The organism is Rhizobium sp. G21, assembly GCF_014158035.1.
GTDB lineage: Bacteria > Pseudomonadota > Alphaproteobacteria > Rhizobiales > Rhizobiaceae > Rhizobium_E.
The window spans coordinates 354,827-375,567 of the sequence record NZ_JACFXW010000002.1 but is presented as its reverse complement, the minus strand read 5'-3'; the positions used below and the strand labels follow the sequence as shown (position 1 = coordinate 375,567).

Genomic DNA, 20,741 nt, shown 5'->3' with positions numbered 1-20,741 from the left:
CCGCTTATGTTCGAAACTCACCCCCGCCAAAGCCCTTCCCTGACCAACTCATCCTGCGTCAGCCGGATCGCCAGCTCCAAAATCTCCCGCATCCGGTCGATCTCGCCGCGCTCGATCACCAGCGGCGGGCTCATCACGCACATATGGATCAGCGGCCGCACCAGCAGGCCGAGGTCCTGGCAGTGGCGGTCGATGCGTTTGCCGACTTCGAGATCCAGCGCCAGCGGGTTGTTGCTGACGTGATCAGCCACGCATTCGACGCAGGCCATCAGGCCGAGCCCGCGCACTTCGCCCACCAGCGGCAGCGCTTCCAAAGTCTTCAGGCTCTGCTGGAAATAGGGCGCCACTGCGCGGGCGTGATCGAGAATGCCGCCTTCGAGCAGGTCGAGATTGGTGTTGGCGACGGCGCAGCCGATCGGGTGGCTGGAATAGGTCAGGCCATGGGCGAACATGGCGTCCGAATGGTTGGAGCGACGCAGGTCTTCGAACAAGCGCTCGGCGATCATCACGCCGCCGAGCGGGAAATAACCTGAGGTGACGCCTTTGGCGAAAGTGATCATGTCGGGTGTTATGCCGAACACCTGTTCCGAGGCGAAGACATGGCCAAGCCGGCCGAAGGCGGTGACCACCTCGTCGGCGATGAACAGGATGTCATGCTCGGCGCACAAGGCGCGCATTCCAGTGAGATAGCCGACCGGCGGCACGATCACCCCGCCCGAGGCCATGATCGGCTCGGCGATGAAGGCGCCGATCGTGTCTGCGCCCTCCCGCGCGATGAGATCGCGGAATTCCTGCAGCAGATGCGCGCAGAACGCCTCGACCGTCATGCCGGCGGGACGGCGAAAGGGATTGGGGCAGGAGAGCTTCAACACCTGCTCGCTGGCGCTGTCCATCCAGTCATGATCGCGCGGACGGCCATTGAGCGAGGCCGAGAGATAGGTCGAGCCGTGATAGGAGCCCTCTCTGGACACGATCCGTTTCTTGGCCGGCCGGCCCAGCACATTGTTGCGGAACTGCATGAAGCGCAGCGCCGTCTCCACCGCAGACGAGCCGCCGGTGGTGTAGAAGACATGCTGCAGGCCCTCCGGCGCATGACCCGCGAGCCGCGCGGCGAGCTCCGCCGAGGGATCGTTGGTGGTGTACCAGGGCGAATTGTAGGACAGCGCCATGGCCTGTTCCGCCATGGCGTCGACGATCTCGCGGCGGCGATGGCCGACATTGACGCACCACATGCCGGCAGGCCCGTCGATCAGGCGGCGACCGGCATGATCCGTCACATAGATGCCGTCGCCTTCGAGAATGCGCCCGCGCGCCTCCGCGCCGATCGAACCGGACACCGGCCAGGGCTGCACGAGATGATCCCTAGCCAGGCGATCGGCCGTTTCTTCCGCCGCATACGCATCTTTCACGACCGCCGCCATATCAGCACCTCCCGGGTTAAGCCTCTTTGAGCACGGCGCAATTCGGATTATATTGAATGTCCGTTCAATCAATATTTCAGATTTTCCGCTTGATTTCAATCCTGATTCCGGCATTGTTGACGACAACATGCCACGCGACACAAAAGGCATAGGGGAACTGGGAATGGGAATGACACATCTCCGCCGCGGGAACGCGGACGATGCCGGCTGAACCGCGCGCACCCTCCGCAACCGGCGGAGACTGGCAATTGTCGAGCCGCGCCGCCGGCCTGTTGCTGATCTCGCCGACCGTTCTCTACGCGCTGGCGCTCTTGGCGCTGCCGATCCTGATCGTGCTCATCTACAGCGTCTGGAGCCAGAATTACCTGACCATCGACAGGACCTTCACGCTCGCCAACTACACGACGGCGCTGACCGATCCGATCTATCGCGACCTGCTTTCCCGCTCGCTAGTGATTTCGCTCGCCACCAGCGCCGTTACTGTGATGATGTCCTATCCGATCGCCTGGTACATCTCCTTCCATGGCGGTCATCGCAAGAATCTGCTGCTGTTTCTCGTCACCATCCCCTGCTGGACCAGCTATCTGCTGCGCGTCATGGCCTGGAAGGTGATCCTCGGCTATAAGGGCGTGCTGAATGGCGGGCTGCTCAGCCTGGGCCTGATCGACCAGCCGCTGACCTCGCTGCTCTACAACGCCAATTCGGTGCTGATCGCGCTCGTGCATTCCTGGGCCGCTTTCGCCATCATCCCGATCTTCGTGTCGCTGGAAAAGATCGACAGGTCGCTGCTCGAAGCCTCGCGCGATCTCGGCGACAGCCGCTTCAAGAGTTTCCTGCGCGTCGCGCTGCCGCTCTCTATGCCCGGCGTGATCTCGGCCTTCCTGATCGTGATGATCCCGACTGTCGGCGATTACGTGACGCCAAAACTGGTGGGCGGCAAGGAAGGCGTGATGATCGCCGCCGCGATCGAGGCGCAATTCGGCAAGGGCAACAACTGGCCGCTCGGCGCGGCGCTGTCGGTCACCACCATGATCGCGGTATCGCTGAGCGCCGCGATCGTCGTGCTCTGCCTGAAGCTCATCGCCCGGAGGATCCGATGAAGAGCGTGCGGCTGCCGTTTCTGTCGATCTATCTGGTTGTCTATCTCGTCTTTCTCTATGCGCCGATCCTGGTCATCCCCGTCTTTTCCTTCAATACAGCGGCGGCTCCGACCCTGCCGCTGAGCGGCTTCACGCTGAAATGGCACGAAATGGTCTGGGGGAACGCGCAGATGCTGCGCGCCGCCCTCAACAGCCTGATCGTCGGCCTGTCCGTATCGCTGCTGACCACCACGCTCGGCGTTCTCGCCGCCCGCGCGCTCAGCCGCCATCGCTTTCCGGGCCAGCAGGCGGCGAGCGGACTGATCATGGCGCCGCTGTTTCTGCCGGAGATCATCGTTGCGGTGTCGCTGCTGACGATCATCCTGTCGCTCGGCTTTTCCGCCTCGCTGATCGCGGTAATCCTCGGCCACACCGTCTTCTGTCTACCCTACGCCATGTCGGTGCTGACGGCCGGGTTCCAGAATCTCGATCCGTCGCTCGAAGAAGCGTCGCGCGATCTCGGCGAAACGGCGTTCGGCACCTTCCGGCGGGTGATCCTGCCGGTGGTGTCGCCGGCGATCGTCTCCAGCCTGCTGGTGTCCTTCACCATTTCCTTCGACGAATTCATCCTGGCCTTCTTCCTGTCCGGCTCCGAGCCGACCTTGCCCGTCTATATCTGGGGTCAGTTGCGGTTTGCGGCAAAGCTGCCCTCGGTGCTCGCGCTGGGCTCGCTCATTCTCGTCCTGTCGATCGCGTTGCTTGCGATCGCCGAAATCCTGCGCAAGCGGGCCGAAGACCGACTGACCGCCATGGGAGCGCCCTGATGCAGAACGACATGATCGAGATCCGGCAGGTCAACAAAAGCTATGGCATCTACAAGGCGTTGACTGATATCGATCTCACCATCGCCAGCGGCGAGTTCTTTTCGCTGCTCGGCCCGTCCGGCTGCGGCAAAACCACACTCCTGCGCTCCATCGCCGGTTTCGAGCATCCCTCATCCGGCGAGATCCGCATCGACGGCGAGGAGGTGAGCGCGCGTCCGCCCAATCACCGCCCGGTCAATATGGTGTTCCAGAATTACGCGATCTTTCCGCATCTCGATGTCGCCGACAATGTCGCCTATGGCCTCAAGCGTCTGCGGCTCGATCCCACAGAAGAAAAGCGGCGGATTGGCGAGGCGCTGGAACAGGTCCGGCTCGGCCCGCTCGGCAAGCGAAAATCGCATGAACTCTCCGGCGGCCAGCGCCAGCGCGTGGCGCTCGCCCGGGCGCTGGTGCTGCGCCCCAAGGTGCTGCTGCTCGACGAGCCGCTGTCCGCGCTCGACAAGAAGCTGCGCGAGGAAATGCAGTTCGAACTCCGGCAATTGCAGAAAACCGTCGGCATCACCTTCGTGCTGGTCACCCATGACCAGTATGAGGCTTTGGCGATGTCGGACCGCATCGCGGTGATGTTCGACGGCCGCATCGCCCAGGTCGCCACGCCCAAGGAAATCTACCAGCGCCCCCTCACCCGCCGCATCGCCGCCTTTCTCGGCGGCATGAATTTTCTCGCCGCCGAGATCGTCGCCGATCAGGGCGCGGACCTCCTGGTGCGCACAGGCAAATTCGGCGAGGCCCGATTGGAAAAGCCCCGTGGCTTTCAGGCCGAAGGCGGACAGGCCACGATCGGCATTCGTCCGGAACGGCTGCGCATCCTGTGGGAGGGCGATACGGACGCCCATAGCCTTTCGGCGCAGGTGATTAATCGCGCCTATTTCGGGGAGGTCACCCATCTCGACGTCGCGATCGAGGGCTTGGAGCACAGCGTCACGCTGATCGAGACGAATGCTTTCGGCGCCGACGATCTGCCTGTCGGCGCAGAGGTGCGGGTCGCTTACGACCCCGAGGGCTTTGTGCTGTTGGGCGATGAGGCGGCGCAGCGACGCTGAGTAGATCTTGAAAGATCAGCGTTCCAACCGCTTTCGCATTGCCTCTGCGGTTGCGATCCAATCCGCGCCCAGATGATAGGCACGGAGAGCGTCGAGCGGGTCTTCATCATCGAGCCGCGAGCAGATCCTGTAGATCTCCAAGACCCCAGCCGACACGTCGCCTTGAAGATGAAAATGCATCGCCGCCGCATAACGCGCCCGCCCCGACCATTCCACGCCGGTCGGGGTCAGAATCTGACGCCAGAAGTCCAGATCGTCCTCAGCCATCACTGATCCTAAGTCCGCATGGGCGGGGTGGCGGTGCGGCGGGGCAGTTTGATGAAGGGACGCGGCGCGATCTTCACGCTCTTCATCATCTTGGTGTAGCCGAGTTCATTCAACGCATAGATTTCCGCCCAGAGATCGCCGGTGATCGCCGTTCCATAGGGGCGGCGGAGACTGGCGATCGCAATCGTCTTCTTGAGGAGCGGCGACCAGACCGAGGCGGTGATCAGGCCCGCTTCCTTCTTCTTGCGGTGATAGAGCAGCGCCAGCGGCGCGGGCGTATTGCCGTCGATTTCGAGTCCCACCAGCACATGTTTCAGCGTTTTGTCGCGCCGCGCGGCGAGAATGGCGCGGCGTCCGTTGAAATTGGGCTTGTCCAGATCGACCATCCAGTCCAGGCCGATCTCGTCGGGCAGGCGCAGTCGGCTCTCGCGCAACGCCGTCTCCGCCGTCACGAAATCGGCGTTGGCGACGATGAAGCCCGCCTCGATGCGGGTGCGGTTGAGCGCATGGTAGCCGATGGCGCGCAACCGGTGGCGATCAGCTTGTTCCCAGAGCCGATCCCAGAGCGACAGAGCAAGGTCTGCAGCGCAGAACAATTCATAGCCGAGATCGCCGGTGAAGCCGGTGCGTGAGACGAGTACATCGCGGCCAGCATGGGCGAAACTGCCGATCTCGAAGGGCTTCAACCGCTTGACGCCTGAAAAACCGGCGTCGGACAGCAGCGCGAACGACGTCGGTCCCTGCAGGGCAAGACCCGCCACAGCAGTGGTTTCATCCTCGATCACGACATCGAAGCCGACGGCGCTGTCGAGCAGCCAGGGAAGATGCCGTTCCTGCGAACACAGGCGGAAATCATGGTCTCCCAGTCGAAACAGCGTGCCGTCATCCAGCACATGGCCGAAATCGTCGCACCAGGCGGTGTAGTGCACCCGCCCCGGCTTGAGCTTGCGCACGTCGCGCAGGGTCAGACGGTTGAGATAGGCTTCGGCGTCCCGCCCGCGAATGCGGTATTTGGTCATCGGCGAAATGTCGAACAAAGCGGACGTCGAACGGATTGCAAAATATTCGAGTTCTTCGTCGTCGATCGACCCGGGCGCCTTGAAGCCGGACCAGGAGTACCAGTCGTTTTCCATCGACAGGGCTTCGAGCCGGGGAGGAAAGGCGTCGGCTCCAGATTGACGAGCGCGTGGCCGCGGCTGCGCGCCAGAGCGTTCTGCGAAAGCGCCTGTGTCATTGCGCGCCTCCTTTGAACAGGATATGCCGGGCGGCGTTGTAACCCGGAAGGCCGGAAATCCCGCCGCCGGGATGCGATCCCGCGCTGGCCAGGAACAGGCCCGAAACGGGCGTATCGTAACCGGAAGCGCCGTAAGCCGGTCGGTTGAACAGCATCTGATCCACCTGCAATTCCCCATGATGCCAATGCCCGCCGGGCATCGCATAGATCTGTTCGATGTCGGGCGGAACGAGAAGCTCCGCGGCGAGCACGGAGGATTTCAGCCCCGGCGCATGGGCCTCAAGCCGGTCGAGGACGCGATCGAGAAACGCTGCGCGCCCTGTTTCCCATCCCTGCTTGAGCGCATAGGGCGCGAACTGGATGACGGCCGATAAACTCGCCTTGCCCTCCGGCGCCATGGAGGGATCGCTGACACTGGGCAGCACGATTTCCATCACGGGCTCGGGGAGAACTCGCCATATTTGGCCGGATTGAACGCCCGCTCCACCTGACTGATCGATGGCGCGATCACCAGCCGCCCTGAGAGATCCTGTCGCGCCACGCCGGTGAAATCCGGAATGCGATCGAGCGCGAGATGCAATTTGGCCGCATCGCCCTTGCTGCGGATCTTGCGGATCGCAGTGGAAAGGCCGGTATCGACCTCTCCGGGCGACAGCAGGCCGCCCAACGTCACGCCGGGATGAATGGCCGAGACCACGACTGGCGCGACAAGCCTGGCGCCGTCGGCAAGTTCGACGCCGTTCACGCCGTCCGAACTGGTCAGAATACGACTGACCTGCGCCCCACTGCGCAGGTCCGCTCCGTGAGACTTCGCTGCCCCGACGAGCAGATCCGTCACCGCGCCCATCCCGCCCTTCGGCACGATCTGTCCGCCGGCCGCGCCCAGGCTTTCGCCGGCCAGCCGATAATAGAGCCCCATCAGCGAGGTCGGCGATCTCGGGCCGAGATGAACGCCGAGCGTGGCGTCGAAAGCCAGCAACCCTTTCAGCCTGTCGTCGGTCAGATGCTCGTCGAGGACATCGGCGACATTCATCAGCAGCATCCGGGCGAAGTCGCGGCCGAAATCGCGGCCATGCCGGATGAGCGACAGTCCCGCCAATCCAAAATCGACGATGTCGGCGACCGCGAACTTTCCTGGCATCGGCGGACGGCGCGACTGAAAGCGCTTGAGAACTCCCGCCTGCGACAGCAACAGCGTCCGCAATTCCGCGAACTTGCCTGCCTCTGCGTCACTGACGCCTCGCAACCGCTCGCCATAGGCGCCGTCGAGCATGACAGCCTCGCCATCGGCGCCCAAGACGACCGTCGACGCCAGCCGACCGCCTAGCCGCGAGAGATCGAGACCCAGCGCCCGCTCGACTTCGGGCGCAAGCCGGTTGAGAAGATGGGCGAGGCCGCTGACCCGGAAGCCCGGATGGAACTCGCGGGTCACGGCGCCGCCACCGAACCGGTCGGAGGCCTCAATGCAGACGGTGCTGCGCCCTGATTTCGCCAGCATGGCCGCAGCGACCAGGCCGTTATGGCCGCCGCCGATAATGATTGCGTCATAGGATGTCATGGGCCGGGCTCATATGGGTGCGGGGCAGTTTGAGATCGCGCAGCACTTCGGCCGCGGCATTGTAGCCGGGCGCGCCCATCACGCCGCCGCCGGGATGGGTGGAGGAGCCGCAGAGATAAAGCCCTTTCACCGGGCTTCGATATTGGGCGTAGCCCGGCACCGGGCGGTTGAACAGCAACTGATCGAAGGTCAGTTCGCCTTGGAAGATATTGCCTTCCGTGAGGCCGACTTCCGCCTCCAGTTCCCTCGGCGTCCGCACCTCCATATGCAGGATGCGGTCGCGGAATCCGGGCGAATAATCGGCGATCTGCGAGATCACGGTTTCGGCGAAAGCGTCGCGGTCGGCGTCGGTCCAGTCGCGCCCTTCCACTTTGGGCGGACAATATTGAACGAAACAGCTCATGAAATGCTTGCCGGGCGGCGCCATGGTCGGATCGAGCGTGGTCGGGATCATCGCGTCGAGGAACGGATCAGCCGACCAGCGCCCGTCTTTCCAATCGTCATAGGCGCGTTCGATCCGCTCGACCGTGTCGGTGAAATGAAGATCGCCCTTGATGGAATGGCAGCCCGGCGGCAGCGCGGGAAAGTCCGGCAGGCCATCGAGCGCGATATTCACCTTGCCCGACGAGCCGCGCATCTTGAAATGCTTGACGCGATGGACAAAGCGCTCCGGAAGCTGCTTCTCGTCCACAAGCTTCAGGAATGTCCGCTTGACGTCGGCGTTGGAGAGAACCAGTCGGCCCCTCACCTCGTCGCCATTGGCGAGCGCCACGCCTTCGGCCTCGCCATTGCGGATGATGACACTGTCGACCTCCGCGCCTGTCCGGATGTCGCCGCCGGCAGCCTGGAAAGAGGCGGACAGCGCCTGCGTGATCGCGCCCATGCCGCCGCGCGCATAGCCCCAGGCGCCGACGGAGCCGTCGACTTCGCCCATATAGTGATGCAGCAGCACATAGGCCGTGCCCGGCGACATCGGCCCGAGCGCCGTGCCGATGATGCCTGAGATCGCCAGATAGGCCTTGATGACCTCGGTCTCGAAATATTCGTCGAGAAAATCGGAGATCGACATGGTCCAGAAACGCGTCGTCCGGGAAAATTCGGCGGCGCTCATATCGCCGACCTTGCGGGCGAGAAACAGCAATTCGCCGATGTCGCGTGGCCGCAAGGAAAAGGGATCGGGCGCCGTCCGCATCAACAACGGCTGGATGAAACGGCATTGCCTGGTCACGTCACGGGCATAGCGGTCATAGGCTTCGGCGTCGCGGGCGGAATAGCGGGCGAATTCCCGCCGGTGGCGGTGATGATCGCGATAGGAGGACAGATAGCCGCCGTCCCGCGTCAGAACGGCGCCGCCTTCATAGGCGACGATCTGCAGGCCGAAGCGCGGCAGTTCCAGATCGCGCATGATCTCGGGCCGGAACAGTGAGCAGACATAGGAACAATTCGAGTAGAACACCTCGTCGGCCAGCTTGCGCGAGGTGGCGGCACCGCCCACCCAGTCATTCTTCTCGACCACCGCGACCTGAAGCCCCGCCCGCTGCAGATAGCAGGCCGCGACAAGCCCGTTATGGCCGCCGCCGATCACCACGACATCATATTTCTTCATCAGCATCCCCACCGAAGTGACCAAAAAGATGCATGAACGCCATAGACTTGTCCATATATTTTGAATGATCATTCAGCAAGCATCTTGCAAAGCCATGAAATCGCGCTAAGATTTTTGACAGAAGACAGAACGGCGATGGGACCAAGGAATGAGCCGCTCCGCGCATGCGCAACATTCAAGCTTTGGCGAAGCGCCCATACTGCGGCGGCTTTCGATCCGCGCCGCCTTCGCGCATCGGCTTGACAGGAGCCTCGCTTATGCGCCTCAGATGCAGAGATACGAAAGAGCGGGGCGCGCCATGCGCCCGGCGGGCGCAACGCGGACGATTACGATGGATACTGCCGAGCCGATGGCGGGCGAAAAGAAGAGCCGCAAGGCTTCCAAGGAAATACGCAAGCAGCAACTGATCGAAGCGACGATCGATTCGCTCGCCAAGCGCGGCTATGCCGAGACGACGCTCGCCAATGTCGCCGACGGGGCAAAACTGTCGCGCGGCATCGTCAACTTCCATTTCGAGAGCAAGGAAAACCTGCTGATCGCCACGCTGCAATTCATGGCGGACGAATATGCCCAGCATTGGTCGAACGCCCTCGAAAAGGCCGGTCCCAGCGCCGCCGAGCGGATGTGGGCGCTGGTCGCGGCGGATTTCGACCGGCGGATGACCACCAAGCGTAAGCTCGCCGCCTGGTGCGCCTTCTGGGGCGAGGCCAAGTCGAGGCCCACTTACCAGGCGCTTTGCGGCGCCCGCGATCTCAAATACCAGCGCACCTTCGAGGATCTCTGCGCGGAGATGAAGGCCGAAGGCGGCTACGCCTATGACGCGGACTCTGCGGCGCTGGCCATCTGCTCGTCGATGGAGGGCCTGTGGCTGCGTCTGATGATGAGCGACGGACTCACCCGCGAGGCGGCGCACAAGGCGGCGATCGAGTGCCTCGTCGGCTTCTTCCCGAAGCACATCGGCAGAGAAGGCCCCATCAAGACATAGTTTCAAACAAAGGAAAGGCGGAAGAGCATGTTGAAAACGCTTCGCAGGATCGGACTATCAACCCTCGCATCGACGATCGCCGCGAGCGTCGCCATCCCGGCCTTCGCCGCCGATCTCACCGTCTTCGACTGGTCGGGCTACGAGGACCCCGCATTTCATCCAGCCTATACCGCCAAGCATGGCGACGAACCGGATTTCACCTTTTTCGGCGACGAAGAAGAAGCTTTCAAAAAGCTGCGTTCTGGCTTCAAGGCCGATCTCGCCCATCCCTGTTCGCAAAGCGTAGTGAAATGGCGCGATGCGGGCCTGATCGAGCCTCTGGACACATCCAAGCTCGCCAATTGGAACGATGTCCTGCCCGGCATCGCGGCGATGAAGGACCTGATGACGTCTGCCGACGGCAAGGCCTGGTTCCTGCCCTTCGAATGGGGCAATTCGCTGATGATCTACCGCACCGACACGGTCAAACCCGAGGAGGTGGCAACGCTCAAAGCTTTCGCCGATCCCAAGTTCAAGGATCGCGTGTCGATCGGCGACAATGTCGACGACGCCTATGCGCTGGCCAGCCTCGCCATCGGCCTCAAGGACTGGTCGAAGATGACCGACGCGCAGTTCACACAGGCTTCCGCCTTCCTGCGTGAGGTTCATAAGAATGTCCGTCTTTACTGGACGGAAAACACCGATCTCAGCCAGGCGATGGCGAGCGGCGAAGTCGATCTCGCATGGGGCTGGAACGAGACCGCCACGACGCTGGAGAAGGACGGCCAGCCGGTGGCGACCAACGCCAATCCTGCAGAAGGCCATTCGACGTGGGTCTGCGGCTATGTGAAGCTGAAGGGCGGCGAGGCGCCGGTTGAGAACGCCTATGACTTCCTCAATGCCGTCAGCAACCCCGACATCGCCGCCTATCTCGTCGATTCCTGGGGCTATGGTCATTCCAACGCCAAGGGCATGGCCGTGGTCGATCCCGCTATTCTCAAGGCGAAGGGTTATGCCGATGTCGGCAATTTTGTTTCGAACACTTTGTTCCAGTCGCCACTACCGATCGTGCTGCGCGAAAAGATGATCGCCGAATTCGAAAAGATCAAAGCGGGCTACTGACCCGTCAGGGCGCTCGATTCGCGCGGCCGCGACGTCACGTATGTATCCTATCGCCGCCGTGAAAGCGGCGGCGATAATCGGCGGGCGTCAGGCCGACGACTCTCAGGAAAATCTTGCGGAAGGAAGCCGGGTCCCGATAACCGCATTCCCAACCGATCTGGTCGACGCGTGCGGCGCTTGTCTCCAGGCGTCGCCGCGCCTCTGCAACCCGTATCTGCTGACAATATTCGATCGGCTTCATGCCGACAGCTTTCTGGAAGCGGCGCAGGAATGTGCGCGGCTCCAAGCCTGCGGCGCCGGCCATATCCTCTACAGAAACATCGGCAGACAGGCGGGCTTCAAACCACTGCTGCGCCCTCAGGATCTGCGGATCGCCATGGCTGCGATTGGGCTTGAAGTCGCTGTAATAGCGTTGCTCGCGTCCCGGCGGATCGATCAGCAGGAAACGCGCCGTTTCGATCATCGCCTCGGCGCCGAACAACCGCTCGACGATGAGCAGACCGAGATCGGTCCATGCCATGACCCCGCCCGCCGTGATGATGTCGCCCGCCGTGACCAACAGCCTGTCCGGCTGAAGATCGACCTCGGGAAACATGGAACGGAAGTCGTCGACAAGCGCCCAATGTGTAGTGGCGGGCTTACCCTGCAGCAAGCCTGCCCGCGCCAGAAGGAACGCCCCGGCGCAAACCGACGCCAATATCGCCCCCTCCTCCCGCCTGGCCCTCAGCCAGGGCAGAAGCGGGTCGAGGTCGGCGCCAATCGGGGGCTCGCCGAGACTGGGCGGCAACAGAATCGCAGTCAGCGGATCTTTCGCACAAGAGAGACCATCGACGACGCCGGTTTCGACGTCGAAGACGAGACGGCTGACGATCATCCGCGGCGATGCCTCGGGTCGGCGCTCCGCCTGCAATTCTTCTGCGACCATGAACAGGTCGGCAAGACCAAGTGCCGCCGACATCTGGGCGCCGGGATAGGTCAGGATACCGATATTCACTGTCCCCTGCCTGAACATCTGTCCGATTTGCCTCTCAGATTGTCACTTCCGCCAATGGCAATCTGCGCCGGCGCGGCTAGTTTCGCAAGCGGAACAGCATGAGGAGATTTCCATGAGCAAGACCGCGTTGATCGTGATCGATCTTCAGAACGACTACTTCGAGGGCGGCAAGTTCCCGCTGCACAAGACCGAAGCCGCCGCCGCCAACGCCGCCCGTCTGCTGGAAGCCGCGCGCAGAAAGGGCGATCTCGTGGTGCATGTCCAGCATGTCTCGGCCGAAGCCGACGCGCCATTCTTTGCGCCCGGCACCGAGGGCGTCGAAATCCATCCGTCCGTTGCGCCCAAGGACGGCGAGCTCAAGATCGTCAAGCAGCAGATCAACGCCTTTCTGGGCACCGACCTGAAGGCCAAGCTCGACGAAGCCGGTATCGAGTCGGTAACCATCACGGGCGCGATGAGCCATATGTGCGTCGACGCCGCCACCCGCGCCGCCTCCGACTACGGCTATACGGTCACGGTCGTCCACGACGCCACCGCCACGCTCGACCTGGAATTCGTAGGCGAGACGACGCCGGCCGAACAGGTGCAGACGGCGATGATGTCGGCGCTCGCTTTTGCTTACGCCCGCGTCGTGTCGACAGACGACTACCTGGCCGCGTGACACCGGGGAATGCGGCCCGGACAAACTCCGGGCCGCAGCGCCCTCAGAAGCCTTCGAGCACGATTTTGCCCTTGGACCGGCCGCTCTCGATCCGTTCATGGGCGGTTTTGAGATTGGCCGCATTGATCGGCGACAGCACCTCGGTCAACGTGGTGCGGACGTGTCCTTCATCGACGAGGCGCGCCACCTCCGACAGCAACTCGCCCTGCCGCGCCATGTCGGGCGTCTCGAACAGCGAGCGGGTGAACATCAGCTCCCAGTGAACGGACACTGACTTCCGCTTGAAGCCCATGACATCGAGCGCCTCGGGATCGTCGATCAGTCCGAAGCGGCCCTGCGGCGCGATGAGTTCGACGACATCCTTTACATGGCGATGCGTCTCCGTGGTCGAGAAGACATAGGACGGCGCGCCAAGTCCCAGTTCGGCGATCTGCGGCGCGAGCGGCCGGCTGTGATCGACGACATGATGCGCGCCGAGCTCCTGCGTCCAGGCCCTCGTCTCCGGTCTCGACGCCGTGGCGATGACGGTGAGATCGGTCAAGGCGCGGACGAGTTGGATCGCGATCGATCCCACGCCGCCGGCGCCGCCGATGATCAAGATGGCGGGCGCCCCGCCCGGAACCGTCTTGCGAATATCGAGCCGGTCGAACAGCATTTCCCAGGCGGTGATGGCCGTCAGCGGCAAGGCGGCGGCTTCGGCATTGCCGAGCCTCTCAGGCTTGCGGCCGACGATGCGTTCATCGACGAGGTGAAATTCGCTGTTCGAGCCCGCTCTGGCGATGGATCCTGCGTAATAGACGGCGTCGCCGATCTCGAAACCCGTCGCTGCCTCCCCTTTGGCCGCAACGCGCCCGACGGCGTCCCAGCCCAGCACCTTCCAGTCACCCGGCGCCGGCATGGACGACCGCCGCACCTTGGCGTCGACGGGATTGACGGACACCGCCGCGACTTCGATCAGTAGGTCTCGGCCCTGCGGCGCGGGCTTGGGCAGGTCGATATCGACCAGCGCATTCTCTCGATCGATGGGGCCGGCCTGCTGATATCCGATGGCTTTCATGATCTGCTCCTGAACGTGGTTGAATGACGAACTATGTGCGCTTAACTACATCAAATGCAAATACGCACAAAAACCGCCTATAGTGTCGGAAAGGATACTGTCATGGCCAAGGCTCGCCATTCGCGTTTCGACTGCAGCCCCGGATGTTCGGTCGAGGCGGCGATCGCGCTGATCGACGGAAAGTGGAAATCGGTCATTCTGTTCCACCTGATGAGCGGGACGCTGCGCTTCAACGCTCTCAGGCGTCACATTCCCGGCGTCACGCAGCGGATGCTGACCAATCAGCTGCGTGAATTGGAAGAGGACGGCCTCATCATTCGCACCGTCTATGCCGTCGTGCCGCCGAAAGTGGAATATTCGCTGTCGCCGCTCGGCGAGAGCATGATCCCCATCCTCACGGCGCTCAAAGCCTGGGGAGACGCCAATATCGGCCGCTTTGGAAAGCCAGAGATCGATGACGCCGACGAAAAGCGCGCGGCTTGAGCCCCAAGGCCTCGCTTGACCATCCCCGGCGCGACCCTAGACCCGAACCATGAACATCGCCTTCTATGCGCCCCTCAAGCCCATCGATCATCCTGTCCCCTCCGGCGACCGGCTGATGGCGCGCCTGCTGCTATCGGCGTTGGAGGCCCTTGGTCATCAGGTTTCCGTCATCTCCGGCCTGCGGACCTTTATGAAGGAGCCCGACGCTGGACGCCATGCCGATCTCCTCCGGCAGGCGTCAGCGGAGCAAGCCCGAATCGCAAAACTCTGGCGCGACCAGGGAACGCCCGATTTGTTCTTCTGCTATCATCCCTATTACAAGTCGCCCGACCTGCTCGGCCCACCGCTTTGCCAGGAGTTCGGCTTGGCCTATGCGACAGCGGAAAGCTCCTATTCCGAGCGCCGCAATATCGGCGTCTGGGCCGACAGCCAGGCGCTGGTGAAAAAGGGCCTCGATCTCGCCGCGGTCAATATCTGTTTCACCGAACGCGATCGACTGGGCGTGCACGACATTTCGCCCTCGGCCATAACGGCCATGCTGCCGCCTTTTCTCGATCCGCAACCGCGGGTCCTTTCAACGGCGGCACCGGAGCGCGGAAGGCTGATCACCGCGGCGATGATGCGCGACGGCAACAAGCTGGAAAGCTATCTGATGCTGGCCTCCGCCCTCGACCGGGTCGAGGATATCGAATGGCGCTTCGACATTGTCGGCGACGGACCGATGCGGCAGACGGTTGAGGCGGCCTTCGCGCATTTCCCGGCGAACCGGGTGATTTTTCACGGACTGAAGACGCGAGACGAGCTCGCCGAGATGATGGCGCGCGCATCCATTTTCCTCTGGCCCGGCTGCCGCGAGGCTTACGGCCTGACCTATCTCGAGGCGCAAGCCGCAGGTCTTCCGGTCGTGGCCCAGAATGACGGCGGCGTGCCGGAGGTCGTGATCGCCGACGAGACGGGCCTGCTGACGGCGCCGGGCGATATCACCGCCTATGCGGCTGCGATCCGCATACTTCTCAATGACGAGACCAGACGCGCGGCGCTGGCGAAAGCCGCAAGCCGCTTCGCCCGCGAAAAACGCTCCTTCGAGGCCGCTACCGTGCTGCTGGGCCGCATTCTCGAAACCCATGTCCAGAGGGACTGACTGATGAGCACCTGGGCTACGCTGAAAGATGAACTCACGGTTTGGGCAGATGAGGGCCGCACCGCGCCGTTCTGGCTGCGCGATGACGACGCCGTCGAGCCGACGCCGGTGCTGGAGCGACTGATCAGTCTCACCGCGGATCAAGCCATTCCCGCCACGCTCGCCGTCATCCCCGAACATACCGGCGAGGCGCTGGCGCAACGTCTCTCGTCCGCGCCGGGTTTATCCGTCGCTGTCCATGGCTGGTCGCATCGCAGCTATTCCGGACCTGGCGAGAAGAAGCAGGAATTGGGCCTGCATCGACCGATCAGGGATGTTCTGGACGAGCTGTCGGCGGGGCTCGACAAACTGCGCTCTCTTTATCCGGATCGCCGGGTGTCGATGCTCGTGCCGCCTTGGAACCGTATCGCGCCGGAAATTGCCGCAGAGCTTCCCAGACTGGGCTATGCATCTCTGAGCACGTTCGGTTCGGAAAAGGCGGGGCCGATCCGTATGTTCAACACTCATGTCGATCTCATGGACTGGCATGGGACGCGGGGCGGCCGTGATGACGAGCCCCTCCTGACTGAAATCACTGCCCGATTGAGAGCGTTGCGCGAGGGAAACGGCGTGATGGGCTTCCTGACCCATCATCTCGTGCATGACGAGAAGGCCTGGACATTCCTGGCGCGTCTGATCGACACCGTCGAAAACCACGCGGGCGCAGCCTGGGTCGATCCGCCCGTGTCATAAGGGGCGTCGGCGTCAAACGTCGATGACTTGGCCTTCCCAGACCGAAAAGGCGCCCTGAAAATTTTCCGCCGCCATGTGATCGATCGCTCGCAACGCCTTGTCCGTGCGCAGCGGCGAGTGGTGGATGAAGCCGACGCGCTGGGCGCCGGCGGCGCGCGCCAGGCGGATGCCATGCTGCCAGGACGAATGACCGTAGCCGACATAGGTCGGCATTTCTTCGTCGGTATAGCTGGTGTCGTAGAGGAACAGGTCCGCGCCCTCGATCAGGGCCAGGACTTCCGGGTCCAGCACGCCGGGAACATGCTCGGTGTCGGTGATGATCGCCACCACCCGTCCCTGCCATTCGACCCGGTAGCCGATCGACCCGCCGGGATGATTGAGCATGCCGGTGCGAATCGTGACGCCGGGATAGGGCTGCAGCACATCCTGCGGCATGAAATCCCGACAGGTGAGATTGGCGCGGCAGGCCTTGACCTCGATCGGAAACCAAGGCGGCCGGATGAACTCGGTGATCATGTCCCGCGTCGTCATCTTACCGCTGCTATGGCCCGACCATACCGTGACGGAAGAGCGAGGGTCATAGATGGGAGAAAAGTAGGGCAGCCCGATGATGTGATCGTAATGGCAGTGGCTGAAGAACAACTGGCATTCCGAGGCGCCCTCGGCCAGAAGAGCCTTGCCCGCTGGCAGAATGCCCGAGCCGGCGTCGAACATCAGTCTGTGGTCGCCGCACTGCAGTTCGATACAGATCGTGTTGCCGCCATAGTGCTGGAATTCGGGACCCGACACCGGCAGGCTGCCGCGAACGCCCCAGGCGCGCAGTCTGAATTTTGTTTCTGTGGCTCCGCGCCGGACGTCGTCGAGGCTACCGCCCGGCCGACAATCCAGTTTCCTGCCAACGAAATTCGCTACTGCCATTCGTAAGCATTCCCTTTTCCCAAGTTTTGGAAGGCTAGCGCATAAAATAGGCGAATGCGAGCAAAGATCATCTTGTTCCGCCCGCCTTACGATAATTTCATGCGGTTAATGAACGCTTTTGATCTGGCTGCGCGCTTCCGTTAATTCCGTCGTCGTCCTGTTGAGACGATCGGCCAGCACGCGCATTATCTCGATGGCCATGTCGGGATAGTCGGCGATCAGCTTGAGGAACACGTCTTTGCGGATGCGCAGCGCCTCCATGGGCGCAGAAGCGCGAACGGTCGCGGTGCGGGTGATATCGCACAGAATTGCGATTTCGCCGACGATGGTGTTGTAGGCCAGTTCGGCCACCTTGATCTCCCCATTGGGGGAATCCGTCAGGATGTCGGCCCGTCCCGACAGAATGACATAGGCGGCGTCTCCTGCGTCGCCCTGATGGAACAACTCCTCGCCCGAACGATAATTCACCCGGTCGGACGCGAAGGCCAACAGTTTCAGCTTCGACGGCGCTACCCGCGAAAACAATGGAACCTGCCTCAAACTCTGTACTTCGTCCTGTAACATCATGGCTCCCTTCACGGACGCGCGGTTAGCATCAGAGCATGAACGCTTTTATGACACAAGCTCCTTAAAAATGCCGTTATTTTCCAAGAGCGCCTCATGTGATCCCTCCTCCACGAGCTTTCCTCTGTCAAAAACCAGAATCCGGTCGAACAACTCCGCCATCGACGCGTCGGACAGGACCCAGATCACCGTGGGCTTGTCTCCTCGCCTTTCGAACAGTTGCAGCACGCTGCGCAAGATCTGGTTCTTCAATCGCGCATCGAGGCTGGCGATCGGCGCATTCAGCACATAGCAAGTCGAGCGACGGATTACGGCGCGCGCCAGATTGAGCTTCTGGCGCTGGACCATCGTCAGTCTCCGTCCGCCAGCCCCGACATTGTAGTCCAGGCCGATCGAAAGAACCCGCTCATAGAGCCCGAGCGAATGCAGGAGTTCCGCCAGGATCTTGCGGATACGCTCGGCCCCGTCGGGATGTTGGTGGCTGATGCGGCCGACGAGAACATTGTCCATCAGATTGGCGGCGAGCATGAATTTATGGGGGTCGTAGCGCTCCAGGGCGCCTGTAAGCTCTTTCGGCAGACCGGCGTAGAATTCGTGCCGCGCCTCAACGATACGCGCCATCAGTTCGCGGGTCAGCAGACCAAAGCGGTGCCGCGGCTCGATATAGGAGAAGGTCAGCCGAATGATTTGGACGCGGTCGTCATCGGCGATGTCTTCGAAGCGCTTGCCACGCAGCCTCTGTAGGAGCTGCTGGTATTCCGGCACCTCGTCTGCGGCCATGAAGGTCAGCTGCTGGAAGAAGGGATGGTCGGGCGGCAGATCTCCGAACAGATCGACCGCGTTCTCCGCGATCGCGAAGCCGATCTTGTAGAAGGTCAGATCCAGTCCGGTGCTGCGCATGAAGGACAGGAAGTATTTGTTCTTTCTGAGCGATGCGCCGGTCATTTCGGGACCGACGGCCGTGCCGAACAGCAGGTTCTCGCCGACGGTCGCTTCGGTATTGTAGCTGTTCGGTTCGAAGTAGACGACGAGATCCTTGAGACCGTTGTGTTCGAGTTCCTGGCGCAAGGCCCGGCGGATGTCGACGATGCGCTCGGCGACGTCGGGATAGCGCGCCGGATCCACCGTCGTGCGGATCGCGAGGTCGAGAATATCTTTCGATAGTTGCACGGCGTCGAGAATCTCGGCGACTTGCTCGGCCAGATCTTCCGGGCTGCTCGCGCCGGCGGCGCGGTAGTCGACCCAGTCGCCATTGATGTCATAGAGTGGGTTGCCGGCCTGTTTGGCTTCGGCGAGCGCCCATTTCCTGTATTTGGCCGCCTCCTCATCGTAGACGGCCTCGGCCAGTGGCGCATGTTTGAGCCCGTAGAGCAGATTGTCCCTCAGCGTGCCCTGGAACATGTAGGCGTCGGAGGCGGCGTAGGTGATGTGACGACCGGTGACCGATTCCGGCAGGAGACGGATATCTTCGCCGCCGAACAGGATTCGCCCCGTCGCCGGCCAGAGAATGCGTCCGAGCGCTTCGGCCAGAGCCTCGCCGCCCGCCGCAGCCGAGCCGACCAGCGCCACCGTTTCGCCGGCGTGTATCGTCGTCGACACCCCGGTGAGCAATTGAGCGCCGCTGTCGTCGGCGAGCGAGAGATTCGCGGCCGCGATCGAGGCGTCGGCAAGCGGCTGAGTGGTGAGCGCCAGCTTCTGGATATCGGGCTCGAGCATGTCGTCCACCGAAAACTGTTCGACGACCTGCACATATTTGACCTGGACGTCCTGGCGAGTCTGGTCCCAGTCGATGAGATCCTTCAGCGGTCCGGGAAGATCCTTGTATGCGCTGATGACGGCGACGAGCTGGCCGACGTCCAACTGGCCTTTCAGGGCCAGATAGCCGCCGATCGAATAGAATAGGAACGGCGTGACGGACGCGAGAAAGTTGTTGATGAACTTGACCAGGAATTTCCACTGGTAGAGGTCGTAACGGATCTTGAAGATCTTGCCGAGCCGCTCGGCGACGTCGGCGCGTTCGTAGTTCGACGTGTCGTATGTCCGGATCGTATGGATGCCGTCGAAGATTTCACTGACGCGGCCGGACAGTTCGCGCGCCGTCAATTGCCGCTCCCGGCCGAGAACGAGAAGCCGGCGGCGCATGCGCGGAATGATGAAGCCCTGAATGCCGACCATCAGCGCCGCAACGATGCCGAGCCAGAGATTCTGCACCAGAATGAAGATCAGCGCGGTCAGCGCCTGGCCGCCGAGCATGGCGGGAGATACGAAGGCGTCCCCGGTGAAACCGCCCAGCGGCTCCACTTCGTCCTTGATCATGCTGGCGACTTCCGCGCCTTTGACACGCTTGAACTGGCCGGGCGGAAATCTGAGCACCTTGTCGATGAGGTCGAAGCGAATGCGGCGCAGCAATCGTTCGCCGAGCCGGCCTTTATAGGTATTGATGTAAAGCTTGAAGAGACCGTTGATCACCACGAGGAGCAGAAAGACCAGGCTGAGCGCGAACAGCATCGACATACGGTCGAGCTCGACTCCCGGAAACAGCGTGACTTCTCCGAAATAGGGAAGATCGAAGGCGATGTGCATGAACATCTGCCTGGCCCCGGCGCCTTCGAAACCGTCGCCCTGAATCGGGCCGTTGACGATCTGCTTCGGCAGGTCGAAGGAGAGGAAGTAAGGCACCATGGACACTGCGACGACCAGCAGAATCCACAGCTGTTGTTTTCGGGTGTTGTTCCAGATGTAGGAGAGCAGACCTTTTTCCACGAATGCTCCTTAGTGCGACACGGCCGACAACGTATCGCGTGAGTCCCCTACGCAACGAATCGCCGCGTGAGCGTTCTCACGATCTGGCCGACGGCCGCGCAAAGTCGAGGCTTCAGCGCCATCTCATTTCCCGATGTGACGCTTCTGGCCGTTGGTCCACAACGCGCAGGACCGGTGTCGCTGCATGGTCTCAACGTCGCCCCTCCATTAAATCCCGCCCGGCCTCTAGCGAAGCCATGCCCGCCGCCTA

At 62.3% G+C, this 20,741-nt stretch carries 20 protein-coding genes; 9 read left to right on the top strand and 11 right to left on the bottom strand.

The annotated features are described in order from the left end of the window. Nucleotides 1-17: 17 nt before the first annotated feature. On the bottom strand, nt 18-1,421 hold the full coding sequence (locus H2O14_RS23035) for an aminotransferase (protein WP_182829729.1): 1,404 nt from the start codon (nt 1,419-1,421) through the stop codon (nt 18-20). Nucleotides 1,422-1,621: 200 nt separating this feature from the next. Here H2O14_RS23035 and H2O14_RS23030 point away from each other — a divergent pair, with 200 nt between their 5' ends. From H2O14_RS23030 to H2O14_RS23020, 3 genes are read left to right on the top strand one after another with little or no spacing between them, the layout of a single operon-like run. Further along, the gene (locus H2O14_RS23030) at nt 1,622-2,521 is read left to right on the top strand and encodes an ABC transporter permease (protein WP_182829728.1); all 900 of its coding nucleotides are present in this window, start codon (nt 1,622-1,624) and stop codon (nt 2,519-2,521) included. Continuing rightward, complete coding sequence (locus tag H2O14_RS23025) at nt 2,518-3,324, top strand: ABC transporter permease (RefSeq protein ID WP_182829727.1); 807 nt, start codon at nt 2,518-2,520, stop codon at nt 3,322-3,324. Before H2O14_RS23030 ends, H2O14_RS23025 begins: the two co-directional genes overlap by 4 nt. An 11-nt stretch (nt 3,325-3,335) precedes the next feature. Further along, nucleotides 3,336-4,427, top strand: a complete 1,092-nt coding sequence (locus H2O14_RS23020) for an ABC transporter ATP-binding protein (RefSeq protein ID WP_182829936.1) — start codon at nt 3,336-3,338, stop codon at nt 4,425-4,427. A gap of 15 nt (nt 4,428-4,442) precedes the next feature. On the opposite strand, the gene H2O14_RS23015 is transcribed toward H2O14_RS23020, so the two are convergent. The 5 genes from H2O14_RS23015 to H2O14_RS23000 all read right to left on the bottom strand — a co-directional run bounded on the left by H2O14_RS23015 (nt 4,443) and on the right by H2O14_RS23000 (nt 9,092). Then, nucleotides 4,443-4,694: a hypothetical protein gene (locus tag H2O14_RS23015; RefSeq protein WP_182829726.1), complete on the bottom strand. Its 252-nt coding sequence runs from the start codon at nt 4,692-4,694 to the stop codon at nt 4,443-4,445. Nucleotides 4,695-4,702: 8 nt separating this feature from the next. After that, the gene (locus H2O14_RS23010; RefSeq protein ID WP_182829725.1) at nt 4,703-5,827 is read right to left on the bottom strand and encodes an aminomethyltransferase family protein; all 1,125 of its coding nucleotides are present in this window, start codon (nt 5,825-5,827) and stop codon (nt 4,703-4,705) included. A 97-nt stretch (nt 5,828-5,924) separates the two neighbouring features. Next, nucleotides 5,925-6,362, bottom strand: coding sequence for a phytoene desaturase family protein (locus tag H2O14_RS27975; protein ID WP_246697729.1), 438 nt, complete (start codon nt 6,360-6,362; stop codon nt 5,925-5,927). Further along, nucleotides 6,362-7,486: a phytoene desaturase family protein gene (locus tag H2O14_RS23005; protein WP_246697728.1), complete on the bottom strand. Its 1,125-nt coding sequence runs from the start codon at nt 7,484-7,486 to the stop codon at nt 6,362-6,364. Before H2O14_RS23005 ends, H2O14_RS27975 begins: the two co-directional genes overlap by 1 nt. Next, complete coding sequence (locus H2O14_RS23000) at nt 7,473-9,092, bottom strand: phytoene desaturase family protein (protein WP_182829724.1); 1,620 nt, start codon at nt 9,090-9,092, stop codon at nt 7,473-7,475. The genes H2O14_RS23005 and H2O14_RS23000 overlap by 14 nt, the downstream gene beginning before the upstream one ends. A gap of 331 nt (nt 9,093-9,423) precedes the next feature. On the opposite strand from H2O14_RS23000, the gene H2O14_RS22995 reads away from it, so the two are divergent. Further along, nucleotides 9,424-10,077, top strand: coding sequence for a TetR family transcriptional regulator C-terminal domain-containing protein (locus H2O14_RS22995; protein WP_182829723.1), 654 nt, complete (start codon nt 9,424-9,426; stop codon nt 10,075-10,077). Between the two features lie 27 nt (nt 10,078-10,104). Then, nucleotides 10,105-11,178, top strand: a complete 1,074-nt coding sequence (locus H2O14_RS22990; protein WP_182829722.1) for an extracellular solute-binding protein — start codon at nt 10,105-10,107, stop codon at nt 11,176-11,178. A 34-nt stretch (nt 11,179-11,212) separates the two neighbouring features. On the opposite strand, the gene H2O14_RS22985 is transcribed toward H2O14_RS22990, so the two are convergent. Beyond that, complete coding sequence (locus H2O14_RS22985) at nt 11,213-12,172, bottom strand: GlxA family transcriptional regulator (protein ID WP_312858701.1); 960 nt, start codon at nt 12,170-12,172, stop codon at nt 11,213-11,215. Between the two features lie 112 nt (nt 12,173-12,284). Between H2O14_RS22985 and H2O14_RS22980 the strand changes: the two genes are divergently transcribed. Next, entirely contained in the window at nt 12,285-12,833 is a 549-nt protein-coding gene (locus tag H2O14_RS22980; protein WP_182829720.1) for a cysteine hydrolase family protein, read from the top strand. A 43-nt stretch (nt 12,834-12,876) separates the two neighbouring features. On the opposite strand, the gene H2O14_RS22975 is transcribed toward H2O14_RS22980, so the two are convergent. Beyond that, nucleotides 12,877-13,890 (bottom strand): zinc-binding alcohol dehydrogenase family protein, encoded by a 1,014-nt coding sequence (locus tag H2O14_RS22975; protein WP_182829719.1) that lies wholly within the window; start codon nt 13,888-13,890, stop codon nt 12,877-12,879. A gap of 102 nt (nt 13,891-13,992) precedes the next feature. Between H2O14_RS22975 and H2O14_RS22970 the strand changes: the two genes are divergently transcribed. Genes H2O14_RS22970 through H2O14_RS22960 form a run of 3 tightly spaced genes read left to right on the top strand, consistent with a single transcriptional unit; the run spans nt 13,993 to nt 16,246 of the window. Beyond that, on the top strand, nt 13,993-14,373 hold the full coding sequence (locus H2O14_RS22970; protein WP_182829718.1) for a helix-turn-helix domain-containing protein: 381 nt from the start codon (nt 13,993-13,995) through the stop codon (nt 14,371-14,373). A 49-nt stretch (nt 14,374-14,422) separates the two neighbouring features. After that, the gene (locus H2O14_RS22965; RefSeq protein ID WP_182829717.1) at nt 14,423-15,514 is read left to right on the top strand and encodes a glycosyltransferase family 4 protein; all 1,092 of its coding nucleotides are present in this window, start codon (nt 14,423-14,425) and stop codon (nt 15,512-15,514) included. 3 nt (nt 15,515-15,517) lie between these two features. Next, nucleotides 15,518-16,246 (top strand): polysaccharide deacetylase family protein, encoded by a 729-nt coding sequence (locus tag H2O14_RS22960; protein ID WP_182829716.1) that lies wholly within the window; start codon nt 15,518-15,520, stop codon nt 16,244-16,246. Between the two features lie 12 nt (nt 16,247-16,258). Here the strand turns inward: H2O14_RS22960 and H2O14_RS22955 are convergent, their stop codons facing one another. From H2O14_RS22955 to H2O14_RS22945, 3 genes are all read right to left on the bottom strand, one after another. Beyond that, a complete protein-coding gene (locus H2O14_RS22955; RefSeq protein WP_182829715.1) occupies nt 16,259-17,164 on the bottom strand; it encodes an MBL fold metallo-hydrolase in 906 nt (301 codons plus the stop codon). Between the two features lie 105 nt (nt 17,165-17,269). Then, nucleotides 17,270-17,731 (bottom strand): cyclic nucleotide-binding domain-containing protein, encoded by a 462-nt coding sequence (locus H2O14_RS22950; protein ID WP_182829714.1) that lies wholly within the window; start codon nt 17,729-17,731, stop codon nt 17,270-17,272. 45 nt (nt 17,732-17,776) lie between these two features. Continuing rightward, nucleotides 17,777-20,491: an ABC transporter ATP-binding protein gene (locus H2O14_RS22945; RefSeq protein ID WP_182829713.1), complete on the bottom strand. Its 2,715-nt coding sequence runs from the start codon at nt 20,489-20,491 to the stop codon at nt 17,777-17,779. Nucleotides 20,492-20,741: the final 250 nt, after the last annotated feature.